Annotated in this window: 16 protein-coding genes; 8 read left to right on the top strand and 8 right to left on the bottom strand. The window is 45.8% G+C overall.

The window, feature by feature from the left end; genetic code table 11:
* Positions 1-9 precede the first annotated feature (9 nt).
* From DWW23_RS04845 to DWW23_RS04835, 3 genes are read right to left on the bottom strand one after another with little or no spacing between them, the layout of a single operon-like run.
* Positions 10-3,135, bottom strand: coding sequence for an efflux RND transporter permease subunit (locus DWW23_RS04845; protein WP_122352153.1), 3,126 nt, complete (start codon positions 3,133-3,135; stop codon positions 10-12).
* Positions 3,136-3,144: 9 nt separating this feature from the next.
* Positions 3,145-4,038: an efflux RND transporter periplasmic adaptor subunit gene (locus tag DWW23_RS04840; protein ID WP_122352152.1), complete on the bottom strand. Its 894-nt coding sequence runs from the start codon at positions 4,036-4,038 to the stop codon at positions 3,145-3,147.
* 15 nt (positions 4,039-4,053) lie between these two features.
* Positions 4,054-5,343 carry a TolC family protein gene (locus DWW23_RS04835; RefSeq protein WP_122352151.1) on the bottom strand — a complete coding sequence of 430 codons (1,290 nt, stop codon included), beginning with the start codon at positions 5,341-5,343 and terminating at the stop codon, positions 4,054-4,056.
* 357 nt (positions 5,344-5,700) lie between these two features.
* On the opposite strand from DWW23_RS04835, the gene DWW23_RS04830 reads away from it, so the two are divergent.
* The 4 genes from DWW23_RS04830 to DWW23_RS04815 all read left to right on the top strand — a co-directional run bounded on the left by DWW23_RS04830 (position 5,701) and on the right by DWW23_RS04815 (position 9,331).
* Entirely contained in the window at positions 5,701-6,315 is a 615-nt protein-coding gene (locus DWW23_RS04830) for an HU family DNA-binding protein (protein ID WP_122352150.1), read from the top strand.
* Between the two features lie 77 nt (positions 6,316-6,392).
* On the top strand, positions 6,393-7,952 hold the full coding sequence (locus DWW23_RS04825) for an ATP-binding protein (RefSeq protein ID WP_122352149.1): 1,560 nt from the start codon (positions 6,393-6,395) through the stop codon (positions 7,950-7,952).
* A 23-nt stretch (positions 7,953-7,975) separates the two neighbouring features.
* Positions 7,976-8,872 (top strand): HEPN domain-containing protein, encoded by an 897-nt coding sequence (locus DWW23_RS04820; protein WP_122352148.1) that lies wholly within the window; start codon positions 7,976-7,978, stop codon positions 8,870-8,872.
* Between the two features lie 78 nt (positions 8,873-8,950).
* Positions 8,951-9,331 carry an MmcQ/YjbR family DNA-binding protein gene (locus tag DWW23_RS04815; protein ID WP_122352147.1) on the top strand — a complete coding sequence of 127 codons (381 nt, stop codon included), beginning with the start codon at positions 8,951-8,953 and terminating at the stop codon, positions 9,329-9,331.
* A gap of 85 nt (positions 9,332-9,416) precedes the next feature.
* Here the strand turns inward: DWW23_RS04815 and DWW23_RS04810 are convergent, their stop codons facing one another.
* From DWW23_RS04810 to DWW23_RS04790, 5 genes are all read right to left on the bottom strand, one after another.
* The gene (locus tag DWW23_RS04810) at positions 9,417-11,741 is read right to left on the bottom strand and encodes a GH92 family glycosyl hydrolase (RefSeq protein ID WP_122352146.1); all 2,325 of its coding nucleotides are present in this window, start codon (positions 11,739-11,741) and stop codon (positions 9,417-9,419) included.
* A gap of 302 nt (positions 11,742-12,043) precedes the next feature.
* Positions 12,044-14,332 carry a GH92 family glycosyl hydrolase gene (locus DWW23_RS04805; RefSeq protein WP_122352145.1) on the bottom strand — a complete coding sequence of 763 codons (2,289 nt, stop codon included), beginning with the start codon at positions 14,330-14,332 and terminating at the stop codon, positions 12,044-12,046.
* A gap of 22 nt (positions 14,333-14,354) precedes the next feature.
* Complete coding sequence (locus DWW23_RS04800; protein ID WP_122352144.1) at positions 14,355-16,691, bottom strand: GH92 family glycosyl hydrolase; 2,337 nt, start codon at positions 16,689-16,691, stop codon at positions 14,355-14,357.
* 17 nt (positions 16,692-16,708) lie between these two features.
* The gene (locus DWW23_RS04795) at positions 16,709-17,836 is read right to left on the bottom strand and encodes a basic secretory protein-like protein (protein ID WP_122352143.1); all 1,128 of its coding nucleotides are present in this window, start codon (positions 17,834-17,836) and stop codon (positions 16,709-16,711) included.
* Between the two features lie 284 nt (positions 17,837-18,120).
* Entirely contained in the window at positions 18,121-22,182 is a 4,062-nt protein-coding gene (locus DWW23_RS04790) for a hybrid sensor histidine kinase/response regulator transcription factor (protein ID WP_122352142.1), read from the bottom strand.
* A gap of 188 nt (positions 22,183-22,370) precedes the next feature.
* On the opposite strand from DWW23_RS04790, the gene DWW23_RS04785 reads away from it, so the two are divergent.
* The 4 genes from DWW23_RS04785 to DWW23_RS04770 all read left to right on the top strand — a co-directional run bounded on the left by DWW23_RS04785 (position 22,371) and on the right by DWW23_RS04770 (position 24,941).
* Complete coding sequence (locus DWW23_RS04785; protein ID WP_122352141.1) at positions 22,371-23,480, top strand: TlpA disulfide reductase family protein; 1,110 nt, start codon at positions 22,371-22,373, stop codon at positions 23,478-23,480.
* Between the two features lie 14 nt (positions 23,481-23,494).
* Positions 23,495-23,941: an OsmC family protein gene (locus tag DWW23_RS04780; RefSeq protein ID WP_122352140.1), complete on the top strand. Its 447-nt coding sequence runs from the start codon at positions 23,495-23,497 to the stop codon at positions 23,939-23,941.
* Between the two features lie 123 nt (positions 23,942-24,064).
* Positions 24,065-24,757, top strand: coding sequence for an iron-sulfur cluster assembly scaffold protein (locus tag DWW23_RS04775; RefSeq protein ID WP_075556747.1), 693 nt, complete (start codon positions 24,065-24,067; stop codon positions 24,755-24,757).
* The gene (locus DWW23_RS04770) at positions 24,750-24,941 is read left to right on the top strand and encodes a hypothetical protein (RefSeq protein WP_122352139.1); all 192 of its coding nucleotides are present in this window, start codon (positions 24,750-24,752) and stop codon (positions 24,939-24,941) included. Before DWW23_RS04775 ends, DWW23_RS04770 begins: the two co-directional genes overlap by 8 nt.
* Position 24,942 lies beyond the last annotated feature (1 nt).

Genomic DNA, 24,942 nt, shown 5'->3' with positions numbered 1-24,942 from the left:
GAATTCTTTTTACCGTTTATAAATTAACATCATCAGGCTCGGCAGAACGATCAGCAGCAACGGCAGCCCGGCAACAAACCCTCCTATGACGGCTACAGCCAGCGGTTGCTGCATCTGTGCCCCCATACCGATACCGAGAGCCAACGGCATCAGTGCCAGGATCGCCCCTATGGCCGTCATCAGTTTGGGACGGATACGCAAAGCGATGGCATAATTGACAGATCCCGCCACATCGCCACCGGCTTTCCGGTTCATACGATACTGATGGACCGTGAAGATAGAGTTCTCCGCAATAATACCGACAATCATAATTATCCCCGTATAACTGCTGACATTCAACGGAACACCTGTCACCCACAATGCCAGCAGGCAACCACAGATACCCGTTACCGAGATAAACAGCACAGCCAATGAAATCCTCCACTGCCGGAACAAGGACATAAGTACACCAAACACCAACAAGATTGCCAGACCGAGAATCAACAATAACTCTTTAAACGATTGCTGTTGCTCGGAGTAAGCGCCTCCGTAGACAAGGCTGCAACCTGCAGGTAACGTCAATTGCCGGGCAAACGCCTGTTGCAGGTCACCCACCGCGCTACCCAGATCACGATTTTCCAGGCGTGCAGTCAGGGTGATGTTACTTTTCAGGTCTTCACGCCGTTGTTCTATTTCACCGGGAATGACTGTTACCCGGCAAAAGAAAGAAAGCGGGCGCGTACTTCCGTCGGGAAGGAAAATCAACTGGTTACGGAGCTTTTCGGGTGAGTTGTCCGCAAAGTCGGTAAAACGCAACAAGATACGCCTCATCTGTTCTCCCTCCTGAATAGAACCGATCTGTAAACCACCGGTCATAGCCGCCTGTGCCGGGTTAGGCTCGATGACGTCTGCATGAAGTCCCAACGGAACACCCCCTGTATATGCAGTCAGTTGCTCCTGAAAGTTTGTCAACGAGATACCGAATTGCGACAATCGTTCCTGGTCGGGGATAAAAACCAGGGAAGCTCCGGCAGGAATCAGTCCGTTATCGATATCCACTACGCCGGGCACAGTTCTCATCACCTCCTCCGCCCGGGCTGCCAGCTCCTGCAAAGTAGCATAATCATTTCCGAATATTTTCACTTCAATGGGTTTGGGTGTGCTCATCAGATCACCCAGCAGATCGGAAATACGTTGCCCGAAGTCAATGGTCATGGCCGGAACAACTAAAGAAAGAGAGTGACGGAGGTCACTGATCACCTCCGGCGTCGTCTTCGTCCTCACCTTCTTCAGTTGGATCAGATAATCTCCGAAATTACTCGGACGCGTCTTGAAAGACATCCCCAAAGCAGTACGACGGGAATAAGTATCCACATCGGGATGCGCCAGAATAATCTTTTCCATCTGCCGACAAAGACGATCAGTCTCTTCAATATCCGTACCGGAGGGAGAATGATAGTCGAGTACGATCGTCCCTTCATCCAGATCAGGCAGGAAACCGGTAGTCAGTCGTGAAGAAGCGAACCATCCGCTCCCTGCCAGAAAAAGGACAAAGCAGACGGCAATCCACGGTTTGCCGTAAAGTACGGTAAGCCAGTGAACTTTATGAACGGCTTTCTCTTCCATATTATTATCGGCCGGAGCATCTGCCCGCTTCGGTCCGAATGCCTTTTTATAGCCGATCATCAGATGAAAGACCGGAAGTAAAAGCCAGGTCACCAGAAACGAAGCCACCATCGTCAACTGCATCGTGTCGGACAACTCTTTAAAGAAACTTCCCGCCAACCCGCTCATCAGCCGGAACGGGAAATGAATCACGATGGTAGCCAGCGAAGAAGCGACCATTGCCGGAAACAGATTCCGTATGGCATGCCGGACAACCGTAAACCGGTCGGTTCCGGGACGCTCTTCATGCTCCCGGTAAATCTGTTCGATAATAACGATCGCATCGTCTATTATCAGTCCAACAGAAGCGGCTATGGCTCCCAACGACATGATATTGATCGTGATACCAGCCAGATAAACCAGTAAAATACTAAAAGCCAGTGTCACCGGAATGGTCAGCATAACCACCAGACTCGCACGCCAGGAGCGCAGAAAAAGAATCATAACTACAATGGCGAGGAACAATCCTTCATAAATCGTCTTTATAACGCTGTGTATGCTGTCGCCGACAAAAGCACTCTGATTGTAATAAGGTTTCAACTCATAGCCTGCGGGAAGCTGTTCCCGGACCTCATCTGCCCGAGCTTCCACATCCCGGGCAAATTCGAGCAGGTTGACTCCCGGCTGCTTGACCAGGTCGATCAGTACGGCATCATTCCCTCCGGCATTGATCTTCAGAAACTCCTGTTGTTCCTGCACTTCCACACAGGCGATATCTTTCAGGCGGACCGTACGGACACCGTCGTTGCGGATGATCGTGTTCTCCAGTTCCTGCATATCATTGATACGGGTATCGGTCAGGGTCAGATACAAACGGTTATAATCCGCCACATTCCCATTGCCCAGCACAAAGTTAGTCTGTTCAAAGACACTTTTTACCAACTCCGGAGTGATGCCGAGGGAAGACATCCGTACCGCATCCGGAATAACGACAAACTCTTTAGCCTTCCCGCCTCTCACGACCACGTTGCTGATCCCTTTAACCTGTGAAAAGACAGGCCGCACGATCAAATTACCCACATCCCGCAACGCGATACGGCTATGTGTTTTACTCTCCAGCGTATAACCGTACACCGGGAACAAAGACTGGTTCATCGCCTCGGCAGAAATGACAATCCCTGCCGGAAGGAAACTTTTTATCTCGTTAATCCGGCTTTCCAGTTGAGTTTTGAGCGCGTAGATATCCAGTCCCCAGTTAAAATACACTTCGATCACGCAACTGCCCCGACTGGTGCTGCTTTTCACCACGGTTACTCCCTGCACTTTCTTTACTGCACTTTCCAGAGGTTTGGTCACGGTAATCATCATCCTGTCTACCGGCTGCTGCCCCGCATCGGCAATGACGGTAATACGCGGGAACAACACTTCCGGAAACAGATTCGTCTGCATACGGGTATAACAAAAGATACCGGCCATCAGCAACAATAAACCGAAAAAGAGGATCGGTTTGCTATAGAGCTGATGAAAACTTCTTTTCTGTATTGTGTTCATTGCTGCTTTCTATTTGAGGATAACGACACGGGCACTGTCTTCCAATGCGTAACTGCCGCTCAGGACAATGCGGTCGGAAGCAGAAAACAAAGGGGATACTATCTCGATACTGTCCGCTGAACTATTTCCTATGATTACGGGAATCCGGACAGCAGTGCTATCGTCTGCCAGCTTCATCACCCAATAACCGGTCAGCATCTCATCGCTTTGTATGGCTGCTTTAGGCAGAAGCCTGATTTCATTTCCGGTATGTCCGGTATCGACCAGCACTTTGACGGTCAATCCTTCAGGCAAGAAAGACGAACGAGCGTGGGCCACTACCTGCTGGACCTGCGAAGCGGTGTTCATAGTCGCCAGCGGAGTCCGGATAACAGCCTTCAAGACCGTCGCATCCGGTAATACGATCGTACAGGTCTTCCCCGGTATAATATAACGGCTTTGTTCGTAAGGCACGTTCAACTCAAAGACCAGGCTGTTCAGATCGGCAAGCGTGCAAAGGGCAGTCCCTTCGGCAACGAAACTGCCTGTTTGCTGCATCACAGACGTTACGATTCCGGAGGCAGCCGCTCTGACAGCCACCATCCCCAACCTGTTTTCCTGCGGTTCACCGGACAAGGCACGGTGTTCCTTGCTTTCCAATTTGTAAAGAAGCTGACCAGCCTCTACCTTCATACCGGGTTGTACATTTACTTCAGAAATAAAGGAAGGGATAGGAGCCGTAACTATCGTTTTGTTCTGATAGACAGTCGTACCGGAAAGTACGATTTCGCTCCTGATCCTGCCGGGTGTAACATGTGTCAGCGTAACGGATGTCCGGGGCTTCTCATAGGAAGTCTCCGCATCGCCGGATGACCGCCCGCAGGCAGTCAGGCATATTGCCAGTAATAATACGATACATTTCATAAGATATGATATTTATTACCAATTCCAGTAATTAAAAGTATTGATGAGTAATTGACGGTTTGTCTCCAGTAATATATATTCTTTTTCTGCTTCTATCCTGTTCCTCAGCACGGTAATATAATCGATGACAGATAATTCGCCTGCCTGCATCTCTTTCCTGTAGCCCGCAAGTACCTGCCGGTATTCCGCCAGACGGTTTTGCAGCAACCGGCACCTTTCCCCGTAGGTCTTCAGTTCCGTCAGATATTGTTGCCTGCGTAACTCCTGTTGCATATTGAAATTGTCTTTATAGAAAGCGATGCTGTTCATACGGGCACGCGCCTGCTTCTCCATCAGCCGTTTTTGTTTGCCGTCATACAACGTCCATGAAAAGGTAAGCCCCGCACTCATCCCGAAATGCTTCTGCATGGAAGCAAACTCCGAGATACGCAGACCTCCGTCGACAAACAAATGGAGCTGTGGTTTATATTGTACGTTGAACGAATGCAGAGACATAAGCGTGTTCAGGCTATCCAACCGGTATTGCTCCATAAAGGCCGACGAAGCGGCAGGAAGCAGCCGTAGCGTCAAAGCCGGTTCTTCCAACAAAACCACCGCAGTATCTTTGATACCGCACAGCATATTCAAATCCATCAAATGCGTATAAAAAGATTGCCGCGAAGCGATCTTCATCTCCTGATTACTCTGCCGTTCTATCGTCACCAGTTGCAAATCCGAAAGCTTTGCCAGACCGCTTTCCGCCAAATGCCGGACAACGGCAGCCTGACGGTCGAGCAGTTGTCCGACAGAATCGGCAAAGGCTATCTGTTTACTATCCAGCAGGCAAAGAAGATACTGTTCCGTTACCACCCGCTCCAACTGATGTTGCTCCAGATGCATCTTATCGTTCAGTATCTCCGTATTCATCCGTGCTTGCTCGTCAGCTACTTTATAGGCACTGTGCCCCAGCAACGGCTGCGTCCAGGTCACTCCCGCCTGAAAATGACCACTGCTCTGTCCCAGATCATAACCATAATAATCGACCCCATCCTGCGGATTCCATTCAAAAGAAGTCTTCCCGTTATCCTTCGAGATGACAGGAACAAAGAGGTAATCTCCGTTCAGTGTTACCTTCGAACGAGTGTATAATGCTTTCAGCCGTTGTCGTTCATAAACCTCAATTTCTTTCTGATTCCTGTAATCCTGAATAAGAGGACTGTTCTCCCGCGCCGATTCCAGATAATAATCCAATGTATACGAAACCTGTTGTCCCTTTACTGAAAGCAGGCAACAACTAAGCCCCAAACCAATCAATAACGTCTTCATCTCTCGTTTTTTTGCGGCAAAACTAAGAGGGAATATTGAAGACATTTTGAAGATGACGGCGTAAGGACGCATCTACTTTACCGCGACCTGACAGGAAATGTCTGCATCTTAACTCAAATAAGCCTTGAGTTACTTGCTTTCTGACCCAATGTTCAGTATCTTTGGAAGGCGGGGAAGTTGTTGCCGACACTGTCGGCAAAATAAACGACAGTGTCGGCAAAGCTTTCGACAGTGTCAACAATATTGTCGACAGCGTCGGCAACAGATTATATAGGCAGATAAATAAGATTCGGACGCACCTTGTCTAAGATACATCCGAGGTAATAACAACTATATCAGTACTAAAATTAAACGATTATGGGAAGAATTAAATTCGGAGTATACAAGGCCCCTAACACCAGCGGCAAGGAGCAACAGTCTTGCGCCCGGCTTATATCCAAAGGGACCATGAGAATGGAAGACGTCTGTGAATACCTCTCTGATTCGAGTACCCTCACTTCGGCAGATGTGAAAGGAGCGATCGAGGCATTGATTACTTATATCGGAAGGAATTTATCCAACGGATATTGTGTGGAACTGGAAGGATTGGGGCACTTCTCCCCTGCCCTCAAAACGTTACAGAAAACGGATGAGAAAGGCCGGACTGTCTTCTTTGCGAGGGCTGACGGGGTAAACTTCCGCTGTTCCAAACGATTGAAAACATTGGTCAACAAGGAGCGACCGATAAAAATCAAAAGAGAAAATATGACTTCCAACGAACAGGAAGACCGGAAAAAGAAAATGCTCAGATACCTGCAAAACAATCCGTATATCAATCTGACGGATTATGCGTCGTTGAACGGTTGCAGCCGCTACCGGGCTACGGAGGATATGAAACAGTTTATGAAGGATGGAATAGTGATCAAGATGGGATACCGGACACACAGGGTGTATTCGTTGCCGCCGCAAGCAGAGGATATATCGCCCGCATAGACAAATGTGCCGACAGCAACCTGCGGCAGAATTCAAATTAAATAACTATATTTGCTACTTTATAAAGCAGTACAACTATGGCTAGATCAATCTTACGCAAATTCCCGATCGGGGTGCAGAGTTTCAAAAAGATCCGCGACAATCAATTCCTGTATGTCGACAAAACAGCCCTTGTTTATGAACTGGCCAACAGCGGAGGTTCTTATTTTCTGAGCCGTCCACGGCGATTCGGCAAAAGCTTGCTGATATCGACCTTCGAGGCCTACTTCAAAGGGCAAAAGGAGCTATTCGAAGGACTTGCCATCGAGCAGCTGGAAAAAGACTGGATCACCTATCCGGTATTGCACATAGATCTGAATGCCGAAAAGTTCGACGCCCCCGAACAGTTGGACGCCCTGCTCAGCAACCAACTGACACAATGGGAAGAAATCTACGGAAAAGGGGAGGATGAAACAACCCTTTCCCTTCGTTTTAAAGGGGTGATACGCCGTGCTGCCGAGCAAACAGGCCACCCCGCCGTTGTCCTGGTTGACGAATACGACAAGCCGCTATTACAATCGCTGCATAAAGAAGCACTCCATTCCGCCTACAAGGATACCTTGAAAGCGTTCTACGGCGTACTGAAAAGTGCCGACCAATATCTGAGATTCTATCTATTGACAGGCGTCACCAAATTCAGCCAGGTCAGCGTATTCAGCGACCTCAACCAGCTGAACGATATAAGTATGGACAAGCGCTATAACGAGATTTGCGGCCTCACCTGGCAAGAGATAGCCGACAATTTCGAACCCGAACTGAAAGAGTTGGCCGAAGACAACGACCTCACTCCCGAAGAGACACGCGAAACCATGACACGCCTCTACGACGGTTACCATTTCATGTTTGGGCAGGAAGGTATCTTCAACCCCTTCAGCGTCTTGAATGTGTTGGATAGAAGTCAATTCGACAACTACTGGTTTAAGACCGGAACCCCGACCTTCCTCGTTGAGCTGCTGAAAAAGACAGATTATGATCTGCGCGACATCGACGGCGTACAAATGGCAGTCGATGGTTTTGCCGATTATAGAGCCGACGTGCAACGTCCCATCCCGGTGATCTATCAAAGCGGTTACCTGACGATTAAAGACTACGACAAAGAATTCCGCCTTTATACCCTGGGATTCCCAAACGAAGAGGTAAAATACGGATTCCTCAGCTTTATCGCTCCCTTTTACACTGCTATCCCCTCTACCGAAAGTCCCTTCTATATCAGCAGATTCGTCATAGAACTTGAGTCGGGGGACGTCGATGCCTTTATGGAGCGCCTGCGTGCCTTCTTTGCCGATATTCCCTACGAACTGAATGACAAGACCGAACGCCACTATCAGGCCGTCTTCTATCTCGTCTTCAAGCTTATGGGACAGTTCACGGAGGCCGAAGTGCGCAGTGCCCGCGGTCGTGCCGATGCCGTGGTGAAAACCCGCGACTACATCTACGTCTTCGAGTTCAAACTCGACGGTACCGTGGAAGAAGCCCTCCGCCAGATCGACGATAAGGGCTATCTCATCCCTTACCAGTCCGATGGCCGCCAACTAATCAAAGTTGGTGCCAATTTCAGTGCCGAAGAGCGCAATATCGAAAACTGGACATCACAGTAATGTTGTACATAACATAAAGCATAATGAAAGACTCAATAGCTTATCTACCAAAAGACAAACAGGCAGAATTGAATTTTCTGGTTAAAGAGATATTAAAAAGATTACCTCAAACTGAGTTTATTATTCTTTTTGGTAGCTATGCAAGAGGGAACTATGTGCGTCGTAGCGTAAGAATAGAAGACGGCGGCATCCCTACGGTCAAAATATCCGATTATGATATTTATGTAATAACAAGCGGCATCAACAGCAAAAAGGCGGAGACCGTTCTGGATAATGTAGAAGATATATTCTTTGCCGGAAAAGATTTTGACCGGGATACACCTGTCGAATTTATCAACGATGATATTAAGATGTTGAATAAGTATCTGGAAGAAGGACGGTATTTCTATACACAAATTAAACAGGAAGGCATCATCCTTTATAATAGTGGAAATCATAAATTAGCTCGTAGAAGAAAACTGAACTTTGCAGAGATAAAAGAACAGGCACAGGCTTATCTTGATGAAAAGTATGATAGAGCCAATAGTTTTTTAAGACAGGCTAAGTATGCGTATGAATATGAAGATTACAGAATGGAAGCTTTCTTATTACATCAAGCCTGTGAAAATTATTACTATGCCATTCGGTTGACATTTACTTTACGAAATAGCAAGCAACATAATCTTTCCAAACTCTCCTCTTCCACTAAAAGGTATTCCGAGGATTTGAAAACAGTTTTTCCACAAGATACTCTTGAAGAGAAACGTCTTTTTACTTTACTTAAGTCTGCTTATGTGGAAGCACGGTATAATCCGTACTTTGTTGTCACTAAAGAAGACATCGATGCACTTGTCCCTAAAGTGGAATTGCTTAGAAATATTACAAAGCAAATTTGTACTGCAAAGATTAAAGAGTACGAAGAGCAGGGTAATACACAATAAATACTGTCAGACAAAGATCTGGTACTTTCAGACCACAGATGTTTTGCTAACTTTGTGTAGTTCTAATTAATCAGGATTATGAATATCGAAGAGTTCAGAGAATACTGCCTTTCATTGAAAGGAGTGCATGAGAAGATGCCGTTTACGAATGTGGCAGATAAATACAGTCGGGACGTCTTGTGTTTCTATATTGCGGACAAATGGTTTTGCTTTGTGAATATCGAAATCTTTGATTTCTGTTGTATCAAATGCAATCCGGATGAATCGGGAGAACTGCAAGGAAAGTATGCAGGCATTACGCCCGGATGGCACATGAACAAGAAGTATTGGATCAGTGTCCATTTCAATCAGGATGTACCGGATCAGAAGATTAAAGAGCTGGTGAAGAAATCGTATGAGATCGTAGTCGGAAGCCTGACAAAGAAAGAACGGGAGATGATAGAAGAAAGGGGTGCATGAAAGAAAAATCACACACCCCCTGCCCCCTCTCGGAGAGGGGTAAAGTTGCACTCGTCGTTACTTAAATTTCTAAATGGTCATAGTCTTATTTGTCAACAGGTTTCTGATAGAGCATTGTTTTGCCGGGTAAGGACAAAGAAGCCGGATAGGCATCGGCTGAGACAGCACGTTTGTAATTCGGCTTGTCGCTCATAACGAAATGCAGGGTTATACCGGATTGCACATCGTCGTATGTCAGATACGATTTGTTGTATTTCTTTCCGTTCACATACAATTCCTTGACGTACACGTTGTCTTTCGACCAGTTTTCGGTCGTCATGCGGATCTCTTTACCGTTGCTCATGGCAATGGTCAGTGCCTCGACGCAAGGTGAACCTACATTATATATATTACTGGACGGGGCAACCGGGTAAAAGCCTGCACAGTTGAACATATACCAGGCCGACATCTGACCACAGTCGTCATTACCGCTCAGAGAACCGGGTTCATTGCCATAGAAACGGTCGACTATTTCGCGTACCCACTTCTGGCATTTCCACGGCTTACCCAGGTAATTATACAGATAAGCGACATGATGGCAAGGCTCGTTGCCGTGCCAGTAACCGCCGATGCGTCCCTGAATGTCGTGGGCTCCCGGAATATCGTCCGGCAGCTCGACAGTAAAGAGTTCATCCAGCCGTTTCTCGAACAGCTTCTTTCCCGCCAGGTTGATATATCCCTGTACGTCATGCGGAACGGTCCAGGTGTACTGCATCGTAAAGCCTTCGGTGATATCGCCCCAGCCATTAACCGATCCCGGCCCCTGATAAGCAATCGGGGCAAACGGAGTACGCCAGTTTCCCTGACTGTCGCGGCCACGCATGTATTTGGTTTCCGGATCTATCAAAGTCTGATAAGAGAGGGAACGGTTCAGGAAATAAGTATAATCGTCCGTCTTTCCTAAAGCCTGGGCAGCGCGGGCAATACAATAATCGTCGTAGGCATACTCCAACGTTTTGGAAACCGACTCGGCTTCTTTATCGAAGGGGACATAACCGTTACGGTCGTAATCGGGCAGGCAATCGTAATGCTTATTCATTGCGGTTGTCTTCATGGCTTCGTATGCCCGTTCGTAATCAAAACCTTTGACACCTTTCACGATCATATCGGCCAGGACTGAAACAGCATGGTAACCGATCATACACCAGGTTTCATTGCCGTAGAAAGACCAGATCGGAAGCATGCGTTCCGTACTTTTATCGTAATGGGCAAGCATGGAATTTGCTATATCGGCGTTCACGTCCTGATGAACCAGGTTGAACCAGGGATGCAAGGCGCGATAGGTGTCCCACAAAGAGAAAGTCGTATAATTCGTAAAGCCTTTGGCTTGTTCGATATTCTTGTCCAGACCTCTGAAACTACCGTCGGCATCCTGGAAGATAAAAGGATGCAAAGCGGCATGATAAGCAGAAGTATAGAATGTCTCTTTTGTCTTCCGGTCGGCTGTCACGCGATACTTTTCCAGTTCCTGCTCCCATAAGTCGATACCTTTTTCTTTCAGGCCGTCGAAGGTCATCCCGTTCAGTTCCTGCATATTCAGTTTGGCACCGTCGGTGCTGACTGCGGAGACAGAAGTTTTTACAATGACTTCTTCACCGGCTTCCGTTTCAAAGGAAAGACAAGCCATCAAGTTCTTTCCCCAGGCTTCGTTCGTGCTTCTGAAACGGGAGGTATTGTAAATAACCGGCTTCTTATCCTGCATGATACGGAAGTCTTTCAGCTTTTTGGAGAAGACGGCGGTGAAATAGACATGGCGCTCCGGTCCCCAGCCTTTGACCAGTTTATAGCCGGTCAGGGTCGAATCGTTCTCAACACGAAGGTTAGACCATTCGCAGGATTGCCACAACGTATGGTTCAGGTCGATCATGATGAAAGACTTGTCCGATTTGGGATAGGTGAAACGGAACATTCCGCTGCGCAGCCCGGCTGTCATTTCGGCTTTCACACCGTAATCCTGTAACAGGACGGCATAGTAATTGGGAGAAGTCCATTCCTGATCATGGGTATAACGCGAGCGGTAACCTTCATCGGGGTTTTCGCGGGTTCCCGGGTCGAGTTTCATCTCACCGGTGCCGGGTATAAACAGGAAGTCGCCCAGATCGGGGATACCCGTTCCGCTCAGATGCGTCAGGCTGAAACCGAGGATGGAAGTATGGTTGTATTTATAGCCGGCTGCCGCATCGTAATATTTAGAGTCTGTATCCGGACTGATCTGGATACCGCCGAACGGAATCTGTGCACCGGGGTAGACATTCCCGTAACCGTCTGTTCCAACCAGAGGTCTGACGTAATCTGTCAGTTTCTCACTCCGGGCTGTAGTGGTCAGAACAAAACAGGAAATAGCGAGTAAGGTATATATTCGTTGTTTCATATCTTTGCAGAAGTGAACTATCCCATAATCAAAGTAACTTGATTATTACTGGTTTATTTGCCGTCAGTTTTAACTGACGGTTTACAAGCTATTTCTCTTTTGGCTTTAGCCACATTTCTCTTAAATAGAGAGACTGTTTAAGATGGGACTAAAGTCCGAAGAGATAAACTATTTACTGATCCGTCAGCTAAAGCAGACGGCAAATAAACCTGTAATAATCAAGCCATCCTATTCATTGGATAGTTCTATTATTTCTAAATTGGCACATTGGCATATTGCCACATTAGCTTATCATTTTCTATTTATTCCTTGATTTCTTTTGAGAATGAATAAGGCGCATCCTTTTCCTCCGTACCACGTTTTTTGTTCGGAGTATCGGACATGGTGCAATTGATCGTCATACCACGCAACAGGTCTTCATGGGTCAGGTAATTACGGGTGTAATTCTTGCCGTTTACCTTCATGGAAGAGATGTAGCGGTTGGCTTCATTGTTATTATTTGCATTGATCACGACCTTCTTACCGTTTTCCAGATTCAACGTTACGTTCTTGAACAACGGGGAACCAAGGATATACTGGTCAGTTCCCGGACAAACCGGATAGAAACCGAGGGCAGAGAACACATACCAGGCAGAAGTCTGTCCGTTATCTTCGTCACCGCAATAGCCGTCGGGAGTTGCGAAATAAAGTTTATCCATCACCTCACGTACCCAATACTGGGCTTTCCAGGGTTCGCCGGAGTAGTTATACAGATAGATCATATGCTGTATCGGCTGGTTACCATGTGCATAGTTACCCATATTCATGATCTGCATCTCACGGATCTCGTGGATAACACCACCATAATAACTGTCATCGAACAAAGGCGGCACATTGAATACGGAATCCATCATTGCATTAAAGCCGGACTTTCCTCCCATCAGGTCGATCAATCCCTGCGGATCGTGGAAAACAGACCAGGTATAATGCCAGCTGTTACCTTCGGTGAAAGCATCCCCCCACTTCAACGGGTTAAACGGAGACTGGAATGTTCCGTCTTCATTACGGCCACGCATCAGCTTAGTTTCGGGATCGAACAAATTCTTATAGTTCATTGCATGCTTCGCAAAGATCGCAATTTCAGATTCAGGTTTGCCGAGTGCCTTTCCTAATTTATAGATAGCCCAGTCATCGTAAGCATATTCCAGTGTACGAGCCGCACTTTCGTTAATCTTCACGTCATAAGGTACGTACCCCAGCTTGTTATAATAGTCGAAACCCCGACGGCCGGTAGATGATACTTTCGGGTGTACATTATTAGCTCCATGTACAACAGCATCCCAAAGCGTTTCGATATCGTAACCACGCAATCCTTTCAGATACGCATCTGCTACAACTGAAGCAGAGTTGTTACCTACCATACAACCGCGATGACCGGGACTTGCCCACTCCGGAAGGAAGCCGCTTTCTTTATAAGTATTCACCAATCCTTCCTGCATCTTTGTATTCATCGACGGATATACAAGGTTCAGGAATGGGAACAAACAACGGAAGGTATCCCAGAAACCGGTATCGGTAAACATATAACCCGACAGCACTTCGCCGTTATACGGACTGTAGTGCACCACTTTTCCATTGGCATCCACTTCGTAAAAGCTACGCGGGAAAAGAACGGAACGGTACAGGCAGGAGTAGAATGTACGCAGTTTGTCGATATTATCGTCATTTACCTGAATACGTCCCAGCACTTCATTCCATGTCTTGCGTCCGGCATCAACGATCTGGTCGAAAGAACGGTCACCCAGCTCTTTCAAATTCAACTCAGCCTGTTCAGTACTGATAAAAGAAGAAGCGACACGTGCATGAACGATCTCTCCGCGGCGGGTAGAAAAACCGATAATCGCACCGGTATGATCTTCCTGAGCTTCTGTTTCACCCTTACGGATTTCATTGTCCCCTACTGCTGCCTTATAAGTAAAAGGCTTATCGAACACAACAACGAAATAGTTCTTGAAATTCTCCGGAACACCACCGCTGTTACGGGTCGTATAGCCGATGATCTTATTCTCTTCCGGGATGATCTTGATATAAGAACCGCGGTCGAACGCATCGACGATCACATACGATTTATCTGTTTCGGGGAAGGTGAAGCGAAACATCGCCGCACGTTCTGTCGGAGTGATCTCCGTCACCACATCATGGTCGGCAAGGTAAACGCGGTAGTAATTCGGTTTGGCAACTTCTGCCTTATGAGAGAACCAGCTGGCACGTTTGTCCTGATCGAAAACCACCTTGCCGGTTATCGGCATAATGGCAAACTGACCGTAATCGTTGATCCAGGGACTAGGCTGATGTGTCTGTTTGAAGCCGCGGATCTTATCGGCATCATACGTATAGGCCCAGCCATCCCCCATCTTTCCGGTTTGAGGCATCCAGAAATTCATACCCCACGGCATAGCAATAGCCGGATAGGTATTTCCTGTTGACAAAGATATTTTCGACTGTGAGCCGACCAGCGGATTGACATAATCCACCAGATCAGCCTTTCCGGCAGCCTTCATCGTGAAAAGGCTGCTGCATAAGGCAATCGCTAGAATAAATAATTTCTTCATGGATAAATTTATAGAATGATGATTAGTTAGCAGATAAAGAATAAGGCTTGTCGTCGCCGGTAAATACACGTTTCTTATTCGGCGAAGATGTCATTTCAAAGGTCAGTTCTCCCCCGTTCATGATATCCTGCTGGGTGATATATCCTTTTGTGTAAGGTTTACCATTCAGCTTGACAGACTTTACATAGCGGTTCTTATCGCTTACCTTATCGGCTTTGACTTCAAATGTCTTTCCGTTCTCAAGCGAAACCTTCATATATGGAAGATAAGGAGCTCCCAAAACATATTGGTCTGTTCCCGGACAAACCGGATAGAATCCCATAGCCGACAGGATATACCAGGCCGACATCTGGCCGCAGTCGTCGTTTCCACACAGGCCGTCGATATTATTACGGTACATCTTGTTCATGATCTCACGCTGCCAGTACTGGGTTTTCCAGGGTTGGGTAGTCCAGGCATACAGGAACGGGATATGGTGGCTCGGCTCGTTACCATGAACGTAACCGCCCAACAGACCTTCTTTCGTAACGTCTTCCGTTTCGGCAAAGAACTCATCCGGCAGATGCATCGTAAACAGTGAATCGAGTTTAGAGATGAAAGACTTGTCTCCCCCCATCAACCCGATCATATGATTGACATCCTGAGGAACATAGAACGAATAGTTCAGACCATTGCCTTCGATAAAACCTTCGCCATGCGTACTCAACAGATTGAAATTCTCTTTCCAGCGTCCGTCCGAATAACGGGGACGGGCGTAACCGATACTGGTGTCGAATACATTGACATAGTTCATGGCCCGTTTCTTGTAGCGATCGGCAACTTCACGATTACCAGCCAGTAGGGCAGTATTGTAAATCGTCCAGTCGTCATAGGAATACTCCAATGTCAGCGAAGCGGCACTACCGCTACGGTCGAGGGATACATATCCTTTTTCCATCAACTCTTTCGTCCCGTCGTAATAAGGGATGGTAGAGCTGCTGACCATTGCTTTCAGCACTTCATCTTTATCCAGCGGCAAGCCTTTTGCCACGGCATCAGCCAATACGGATACAGAATGATAACCGATCATACACCAGTTCTCGTTTGCCATATGGCTCCACACCGGCAATGCCTTATGTACGCTTTGTTCACAATGTTTCAGCATAGAACGGGCAATATCGGTATTCACCTGCCGCTTGATGATATTAAATAACGGGTGCAAAGCCCGATAGGTATCCCAGACAGAGAAGACCGTGTAGTTGGTAAAGTCATCTGCCTGATGAATATTACCGTCCAGGCCACGATACTGACCGTCGACATCCGTATAGACACACGGATTGATCATTGTATGATATAAAGAGGTATAGAGCATTGCCTGCTGGTCATCGGTACCTTTTGCCTCGATAATGGAAAGTTCCTTGTTCCAGGTATCCGAAGCCTTTGCCGCCAATTCGTCAAAGCTATAGCCGGATGCTTCAGCACGCAGGTTTTTCAGCGCACCATCGGTACTGACACCGGAAAGGGCAACCTTCACTTCCAACTCTTGCGAAGCAGCCGGATCAAAATCGAAATAAGCGACGATCTTCCTACCGCCGATATCCGGGAAGTTCTCTTTCATATTGAACTTGCCGTAACCGCCGCGGTAATTCACTTTCGCCTTTTCATCACAGCCGTAATGAACGACCGGCTTAGAGAAAGACATGGCAAAATAGGTGTAATTGGTCCGCGCCCAACCATTCGTTATACGATAACCGGTAACCAACGTATCATTCTCTACGCGAATATTCGTCCAGAGCACTTTCCCGTCGTAATTGTAAATACCATGAATCATATCAAGAATGATACGTTGGTTACCGCTATTCTCAGCAAAAGTATATTTATGGACTCCCACCCGTTTGGTAGTAGTCAGTTGTGCCTTTACTCCATAATCGTCCAGCATCACTTCATAATAACCAGGACGGGATATTTCCGTATCGTGTGAGAAACGCGAACGATAGCCGCCATCCGGATCGGTTGCAGTTCCGGGATTCAGTTTCAGTTTACCCGTTGTAGGCATGATCAGGATATCACCCAGGTCGGAATGGCCGGTCCCGCTGAAATGCGTATGGCTGAATCCGACGATACTACTGTCTTTGTGTTGGTAACCTGCGCAATATTCGTAAGCGCGGGGTTGGTACTTACCGTCGACATTATGCGGAATCGTATCGGTATCCGGGCTTAACTGTACCAGTCCGAACGGCACACAGGCTCCCGGAAAAGTATGCCCCATCCCGTTTGTTCCGATGATCGGATTGACCAGAGATACTTTCTCCCGGGCAAATAATGTTCCTCCTGCCAACGCTACAGACAGAAATAAGGCTAAACATCTTGAAGATTTCATAAGTATGTAGTATTAATTTATTCTTTTGTCAAAAAAGCCTGATATTCATTCCACATGCTTTCAATACCGGACTCCTCGCCAAAGATGCTCTTGATCGCCTTGTCAAAACTCCAGACATCCAGGTCACGGACTGTAAGATGGAATTTACGGATAGCATCCGGATCTTTGGTTTTCAACCACTGAATAAAGAACCCAGTCGTGCGGTAGCCATCCATCCAGTTTCCACCCGGTTTGCGGGTACTCATATCGAAAAAGCCGGATTCTGCCCGGACGGCATCTGCCATTCCTTCGATACATGCCCAAAATTCTTTGTTTGTAGAATATGAACCGATTCCTTTCGGCTCAAACTGGTAAGCATGAACCAGTTCATGGAATAACACACCGCGCGTTTCAAAATCCAGTTTGTAGAGCGATTCATTCATCGACTTCTCGATATGGCGGGTGCTATATTCAATATAGATAGCAGGCGGGTTTCCGGATTTGGCAGAAACACCGTCGTAGTCTTTCAACGTATAATGAATGGTCTGAACATCATTCATCGTATCTTTTGCAGTATAAAAAAGGATTTCCGCCACCTTGCGGGCATGATATTTTATGTAAGCATCCGGATCTTGTACCAGGTCTGCATAGATCGCTGCCCCTTTGGTATCCGGAGCAAGCACTTCAAAATCGACTTCGGGATAGTTGAAGTCTTCCCAGTCCGTTACTAAATTCTTTTCGGAGAATGAAACATCACCGATCACCAACGTATCGTTCCCGGCGGTTTCGGCTTCCAGCATATATTGTTTATAGTTAGAAGGGTTGGTTATCGGACAAAGGATTTCCTGATAACGGGAACAGAAACGCTGGTCTTTCCGTTCATCTACCACCACCCAGTTCTTTCCGTCGTAGGAACCTTTCAGCACCCAGTTCACCGGATCGTGTGCAGGTGCCTCACCTGACGAATAAATTTTATAACTTTGGATAGGAATGCTGTATTGAGAATCAAAAACAACCCGATTCAGTTTCTCTGTTCCTGTATAATAAGTTGTAGGGTCCCCATCCGACAACTCCTTTACATTCACTGAAACCTTCTCCCTACATGCTGAAAGCAAAAAACTACCAACTACTAAAACAAATATATTTATGTAACACAACTTCTTCATAAGACAAAATAAAATCAATAAAGCATTCACTATCCAAAGAAAAAAACAACTCCCAGTTACACTTGCCCGAAAATGCCAATCGGACGAAGTGCTTTTATTCATTGTTCTGATTTATCCTGTATTCATAATAAAGCATGTATCGGGTTTCACAAATCTGAGTGCAATATTACTTTATCGTTCTTTTCCGGGATTACTCCCGAAAAGCAAAAAAAGTGCCCTGATATACATCTGGTACATCAGGGCACTTTTTAGGTAATCCAGGACACTCACAGAGAATCAACCAATTACCCTTTATTTCGGTACTCTTTGGGTGTCTGATTATACTTGGCGGCAAACTCCCGGTAGAAATAAGATTTACTGGATATACCGACTTTATAGATAATTTCCTGTACATTCAGATTGGTTGTCACCAGCAATTGGGCAGCATAGGTGAACCGGTAATCCTTTATAAACTCAATCGGAGTAAGAGGTGATATTTTCATGAAACGACGGTAGAGCGAACGGGTATTCATTCCCAGTTTTTCGGCAATCAGCTCCGGACGCAGATTTTCCTTATCGAGATTTTCCCTGATAATAGTTGTTACGGCATCCATGAATTCCTTATCCTCCTGATGGACCAACTGGCCGCCGGACTGTTCATAGGCACTTTCCGGAGAATAATAATAATCTTTCAGTTCTTTCTTGCTTGTCATCAGCCTATTGACCACCGAACGAAGTACTACCGACGAGAACGGTTTCGTCAGATAAGCATCCGCACCCAGATCCAGTCCTTCCGCCTGGTCGCGTTCCGATATTCTGGCAGAAGCTACGATCAACGGGATATGGCGGGTAAACTTATCCGATTTTACACGGCTGACCAGCTCCAGGCCATCTATCTCCGGCATCATAATATCCGTAATGATAAGGGCCGGCGTTTGTTGCTCCATGAAACGGAGAGCTTCTTCCACGCTATATGCTTCTTCTATATTATATGTAGGAGACAACGATTCTTTGATCAGCCAGACGATATCTTTATTATCGTCCACCACCAGAATACAGGATTTGTTATCCGGAGAAACGACCTCCGGCACCTCTGTCCCCTCATCGGTAGGGATAGACACAAGGGGAGAATCCTGTTCCTCTTTCTCCTGTTCTGTCTCTTCCTCGTCTGCTTCGAGATAAGGCAGCCGGACAATAAATTCGGCATATTTACCTTCCTCGCTCCGAACATCTATATTCCCCTGCAGGGATTGTACGATACTATGACAGATAAACAGGCCTAATCCATTCCTGGAGGTTGTTTGTGTATAATTGTTTCCATCCAGATCGCCCAATATCCGGTACCGGTCAAAGATCGTTTTCAGGTCTGTTTCCGAAATACCTTTACCCGAGTTGTAGACACGGATGATCAACGATTCATTTTCCGCAACGACAGAGATAGATATATCCCCGGCTTCATCTGCGTATTTAAAAGCGTTGGAAACGAGATTGACCAGTATCTTCTTTAATCCGGTAGGATCTGTATTCCAGTAAAGCTGATCCGGCAGAGACAAGGTAAACTTTATCCCGTTCCGCTCGGCGATAGGCGTAAAAGATTCATACTGCCTGCGGATGATATCAGAAACAGAGATGTGTTTGATACTGAAATAGTTCAAACCCGCCTCTTCTATCTTACGGAAATCCAAGATTTCCTGGATCAGTTCATTCAGGCTCATAACGTTGTCCCTCAATATACGGATATACCTTTTCAACTTATTATCGGAAGTATTCTCCGCATAGGAATGGATATAATCCCCTACTCCGTTTATCAAAGTCAACGGCGTACAAAGCTCATGGGTTATATTTGCAAAGAAATTCAATTTGGCTTCATACAGTTTTTCTTTCTGTTCTTCATGGATTTTCCGGGCAACCTGTTGTTGCTTTTCCGCAATACGCCTGTTGATCCAATAAGCCAGCAAGCCTAAAAAAGCAAATAACAAAAAGATATAGATAACGATCGCCCAGGTTCCGCGATACCAGGGAGGGAGAACCTTCAGCGGTAACAGATATTCCCGTGCATTCGAGTCATAGACATCGTTCTTGTAACGCACTTTCAGGGTATAATTTCCGTAAGGCAGTTTGGTAAACGATATTTCATTATTCTTCTGTAACTCTGTCCAGTTGGTATTATAATTCTGCAACAGATAAGAATATTCATAGTTATCTCCATGAATATAATCGGTTGCCACAAAGGAGATACTGAAGGTTGAAACATCAGGAGGAATAGTGACGGGAACCGGATTTGTTTCCGTATAATCGTACAAGCTGACTGTTTCCCCTCCCATCTTCAATTCAAAAAAGTGAAGATCGGGACTATAACTCTCCAACCGGTCGTTCTGGGGATCGATCCATATCAACCCGTCGATGCCGCCAAAAAACAGACGTCCGGTATAAGGACATTTCCAATAAGCATCATCGGAAAACTCCGTGACCATCAGTTCCTGACTTCCGTAATTATGGAAAAAGCTGTTATGGGGATTATATTTTGTCAGCCCCTTATTAGTACTCAACCAGATACATCCGTCCTGATCTTCCAGAATACCGTGAATCATATCATTGCTGATACCATCACTCCGGTCGTACTGCCAGACTTCGCAGGTTCCCGACTGGTCGCATTTCATCCGGGTCATCCCCGAACTGGCTCCCAGATAAATGGTCGAGTCGCTGCTGTAATACAAACTCAAAACATCACCGATAGCCTGATTGCCGGAATTATTCATCGACATGAAATCATACTGCCTGGTAGTCAGGTCGAAGCGTGCCATCCCATACCCTCCACGACTACCCAGATAGAGAGTCGATTTTCCATCATAATACATGGAATAAAACTCATTGCATATTTTACCGTCCTTCTCTAACAGATAAGATTGCAGGTATTTAACCGCCAGTCCGGATTTATCCTGTTCCAGAATCACCTCGATCAACCCGTCACCCGTTGTTGCCATCCATAATGTCGAATCGTTTATCTCGCAAACAGAATGGACATACCGTATCCGTGTATCGATTTTACTGGGCAACGTATGGACTTTTTCATCTTCATAGGAATAATAGGAAAGACCGGGGCCATCCGTACCGATCCAAACCAAAGGATGATACTGGCTCCTGTAAAAACAATAGACCCGGTTATTGGAAAGACCGTCAGCCATCGTATAGCGATCGATCTTATCTGCCGGAATCTGTTCTTTCCCGTATGAATCATAGTCTTTTATACGGATAAAACCATCCCCTTTCGTCCCGAACCATAATGTCTTATCTTCGTCCGTATAAACAGAACGGACCGGGTTACGCATCACAAAAGGTAGGTTTTCCAGAGATAATCCGTCGAAACGTTCATATTTATCATATAGCATCCGGACTCCCTGCCCATCCGTACCGATCCAGAGGATATTCTGTTTTTTGTCTTTAAACATACTGAAAACACCTATATTCAGGTCGACTGCTTCTTCCGGGAAAGCTGGTTCCAGCAACAGGCCGTTCCTGAAAACCAGATACAGCTTCGACTGGAAAGAAGCGATACGGGCTATATTTCCATATTTTTCTATCCACCCGGAAAGGTCGAACAGATACTCTTTTCTATTTTTATCTATGCTATACTGGTATAATTTGTTGTCAGCATCCAAATAATAGATAATACCCTCTTCATAAAAGGCCTGACTTATCTGACCATCATGTATTTTGTTTTCCTTTATTTGTATGGTCAAAGGCAGTCTGGAATAGTCAGGAACCAGTTGCTTCAGAGCTCCGTCCGAAGAGAGAAGATAAAAACCACCTTGCCGGTCAGTAAATAATATCTTTGTCGTTTCCGTGTTTATGCCTTGGGTATAAATATCCTGAAAAGCTCCGGTCCGGGCAGTATGGCAGGATATAAAGTTCTTTTGACTGATAACCAATGTATTCTCCAATGAGTCGGTTGCAATTAAAACACATTCCGGATATTCCGGATATGACTCCGTTACTTTGCGGTCGCGCAGTGAGAACCTGTTCAATCCCATAGACGTGGATATCCACAGGTGTCCGGGACCACCATCCGATATCTTATTAATAATGTTACTGCAAAGGGTATATTTATTATCAGGCTCAAAACGATACACATAGGTATTTCTTCCATTAAAAAGATTCAGGCCGTCGTAAGTACCGATCCACATATAGCCATGATCGTCCTGATAAATATCGATGATTGCATTATTCGACAGATCGATATTTGCCTTATGCAACGATATCGATGCCTTTCCGTCTGAAAATATGCAGAATAAAAACGAAACGAGCACCAACAGTTTCACACCAGGAAACCATCTCACTGTCCGTTCATTATTATTGGTCCAAGTCATAGTTTGAATATTTGTAAAATAATCCCCGCTATCCGCCTGTAAACACCCGGATACCGATCAGACAACAAATATAATCCATCTTTTCGGTAATATTAGAACTTTTTAAGCCTAAAGAAATAAACTATAATTAATAAAGCGATAACTTCGCAAATTACAAGGTGATGACATCGTTTTAACACATATAATATATGAAAAAGTATCTTTCATTGGCTGCCTCCGCCCTGCTTCTTGCAGCTTGCAGCGAAAAACCGGGTTACGAAATAACCGGTACAGTTTCAAACGCCGATCTGAACGGGAATTACGTATATCTTTATGAGTACGGGAATCCGGATGTTTTACCTTTCGACAGTGCGCTGGTAGAAAATAATACATTCAAATTCAAGGGTACTCAAAATGAATCACTGATTACGATCATTCAGTTCTCGCCCGATGTTGTTCAGGCAGAACGCGGCATAGCTACTCCATTCAAGACAACGTTCACACTTGAAAACGGTAAACTAACTATCTACCTGGACACCTTATCAAGTGTAACCGGAACTCCCGCCAACGATGCAGAAAAGGCTATGAAAGACAGTCTCAAACCATTTTTCGATGAAATGGGAAAACTGGGAGACGAAATACGTTCCGAAGATAAAACGGTTGCCGCTGCTGCAGAAAAGAAGTACGATGAAATCAGCGACAAAATAACCAAGGCTATCTGTAACTATATTCTGGCCCATATGGACCAGAAAATGTCTGCCAGATATTTATACGATAACCGTTACAACCTGAGTGAAGAGCAACAGAACGAAATATTGTCAAAAGCCGACTCAACCTTTAAGGCACAGCCGAATATCGACAAAATGGTCAGCCATCTGGAAGTTCTGAAAAACGTTGCAGTCGGTAAAAAATTCACTGACTTCGAAATGGCTGATCCGAAAGGTGAAGTTCATAACCTGTCAGAATATGTAGGCAACGGCAAAGTTGTCCTGATCGACTTCTGGGCATCCTGGTGTCCTCCCTGTCGCAAAGAAATGCCGCATCTGGTTGAATTGTACAAACAATATAAAAATAAAGGTTTTGAAATAGTAGGTATTTCGCTCGATAGCAAACCGGAAGCCTGGGCCAAAGGTGTAAAGGACCTGAACATTACCTGGACACAGCTTTCCGACCTGAAAGGATGGCAGAATGCTGGTGCTGCTTTATATGGCGTGAACAGTATTCCTCATACGATCCTGGTCGATAAAGACGGTACGATCATTGCCAAGAACATTCACGGCGAAGAAATAGATGCAAAACTTCAAGAAGCACTTAAATAATAAAAAGTTACGATATGTCTGCCCAAATCACTCTCGACTGGAAAAAGGATTCTACCTTTGAAACCCAGATGGATGGCCATACGGTAACGATCGACACCAGCAAAGAAGACGGCGGCACCGGTTCGGGTGTCCGCCCGAAAGCGTTGATGCTCGTTGCTATGGCCGGTTGCAGCGGTGTCGACGTGATCTCTCTTTTCAAGAAAATGAGAGTTCGCTTCGACAAACTGTCGATCGATGTCAAAGCAGAGACATCCGATACGATCCCGGTGCTTTATACTGCTTTCGATGTTACTTACCATGTTACAGGAAACACAGAAGACAGTGCCCGGATAGAAAAAGCGATCCGTCTCTCACAGGAAAAGTACTGTGGTGTAGCGCTTATGATGAAAAAGATAGGCCCCATCACTTACCGGATACTACTTAACGGCAACGAACTGAATATTCAGCCTACCGATAAATAACGAACTTTGCTTCTTGCACGGCTGAATTAAAAAAATTATCTTTGTGCGGTCTTTTAGAAAGCGATATTACATAAAAATTAGCATAAAGTTTTATTATCACTTTAATATAATAAATTAGCGATTATGATTTATTCACATGAAGTTCAACACATGTGTGTTGTAAAGAAGGGAGCCAACCATCCTTGTGCTCCGATTCCTGAAGAAGGAAAATGGGTTAGATCTACTCAGATCACTGACATCTCAGGTTTGACTCATGGTGTGGGTTGGTGTGCTCCTCAGCAAGGTGCATGTAAACTGACACTGAACGTTAAGGAAGGAATCATTCAGGAAGCTCTGGTTGAAACTATCGGTTGCTCTGGTATGACTCACTCTGCTGCGATGGCATCAGAAATCCTTCCGGGCAAAACACTTCTGGAAGCATTGAACACTGACCTTGTTTGCGACGCTATCAATACAGCTATGCGCGAATTATTCCTGCAGATCGTTTACGGACGTACTCAGTCTGCTTTCTCTGAAGGTGGTCTGCCTATCGGAGCCGGTCTGGAAGACTTAGGTAAAGGTCTGCGTAGCCAGGTTGGTACTATGTTCGGTACTTTGGCTAAAGGTGTTCGTTACCTGGAAATGGCAGAAGGTTACTGTACTCGTATGGCATTGGATGCTGACGATCAGGTGATCGGATATGAATTCATCCACCTGGGTAAATTCATGGATATGGTAAAGAAAGGCATCGATGCTAACGAAGCACTGGAAAAAGCGAAAAGTTCTTACGGTCGTTTCAAAGAAGCTGTAAAATATATCGACCCTCGTAATGAATAAGAAAACACTGACACGCGTCCTGACCGGGCTAATAATCATAACTGTTATCGCGACGGTAATCACCTACTTCGTTATGAAGCCGGACCGTCCCTGGATGGCATTCTATATGGCCTGTTGCGGCGGTGTACTTGTTTTCAACTTTCTAATATCTTTATTCCTGGTAAATAAGAATTTAAAAAAGTAAA

The sequence above is a fragment of the Parabacteroides sp. AF14-59 genome (assembly GCF_003479515.1).
Classification (GTDB): Bacteria; Bacteroidota; Bacteroidia; order Bacteroidales; family Tannerellaceae; genus Parabacteroides; species Parabacteroides faecis.
The sequence above is the reverse complement of the archived record's forward strand: the minus strand, read 5'-3'. Positions and strand labels throughout refer to the sequence as shown.

Bases quoted from the DNA above. Each gene is read 5' to 3' on its own strand.
- DWW23_RS04800 (WP_122352144.1), bottom strand. From the start codon at position 16,691: ATGAAATCTTCAAGATGTTTAGCCTTATTTCTGTCTGTAGCGTTGGCA.
- DWW23_RS04790 (WP_122352142.1), bottom strand. From the start codon at position 22,182: ATGACTTGGACCAATAATAATGAACGGACAGTGAGATGGTTTCCTGGT.
- DWW23_RS04820 (WP_122352148.1), top strand. From the start codon at position 7,976: ATGAAAGACTCAATAGCTTATCTACCAAAAGACAAACAGGCAGAATTG.
- DWW23_RS04780 (WP_122352140.1), top strand. From the start codon at position 23,495: ATGTCTGCCCAAATCACTCTCGACTGGAAAAAGGATTCTACCTTTGAA.
- DWW23_RS04845 (WP_122352153.1), bottom strand. From the start codon at position 3,135: ATGAACACAATACAGAAAAGAAGTTTTCATCAGCTCTATAGCAAACCG.
- DWW23_RS04830 (WP_122352150.1), top strand. From the start codon at position 5,701: ATGGGAAGAATTAAATTCGGAGTATACAAGGCCCCTAACACCAGCGGC.
- DWW23_RS04785 (WP_122352141.1), top strand. From the start codon at position 22,371: ATGAAAAAGTATCTTTCATTGGCTGCCTCCGCCCTGCTTCTTGCAGCT.
- DWW23_RS04795 (WP_122352143.1), bottom strand. From the start codon at position 17,836: ATGAAGAAGTTGTGTTACATAAATATATTTGTTTTAGTAGTTGGTAGT.
- DWW23_RS04835 (WP_122352151.1), bottom strand. From the start codon at position 5,343: ATGAAGACGTTATTGATTGGTTTGGGGCTTAGTTGTTGCCTGCTTTCA.
- DWW23_RS04770 (WP_122352139.1), top strand. From the start codon at position 24,750: ATGAATAAGAAAACACTGACACGCGTCCTGACCGGGCTAATAATCATA.
- DWW23_RS04805 (WP_122352145.1), bottom strand. From the start codon at position 14,332: ATGAAGAAATTATTTATTCTAGCGATTGCCTTATGCAGCAGCCTTTTC.
- DWW23_RS04775 (WP_075556747.1), top strand. From the start codon at position 24,065: ATGATTTATTCACATGAAGTTCAACACATGTGTGTTGTAAAGAAGGGA.
- DWW23_RS04810 (WP_122352146.1), bottom strand. From the start codon at position 11,741: ATGAAACAACGAATATATACCTTACTCGCTATTTCCTGTTTTGTTCTG.
- DWW23_RS04825 (WP_122352149.1), top strand. From the start codon at position 6,393: ATGGCTAGATCAATCTTACGCAAATTCCCGATCGGGGTGCAGAGTTTC.
- DWW23_RS04840 (WP_122352152.1), bottom strand. From the start codon at position 4,038: ATGAAATGTATCGTATTATTACTGGCAATATGCCTGACTGCCTGCGGG.
- DWW23_RS04815 (WP_122352147.1), top strand. From the start codon at position 8,951: ATGAATATCGAAGAGTTCAGAGAATACTGCCTTTCATTGAAAGGAGTG.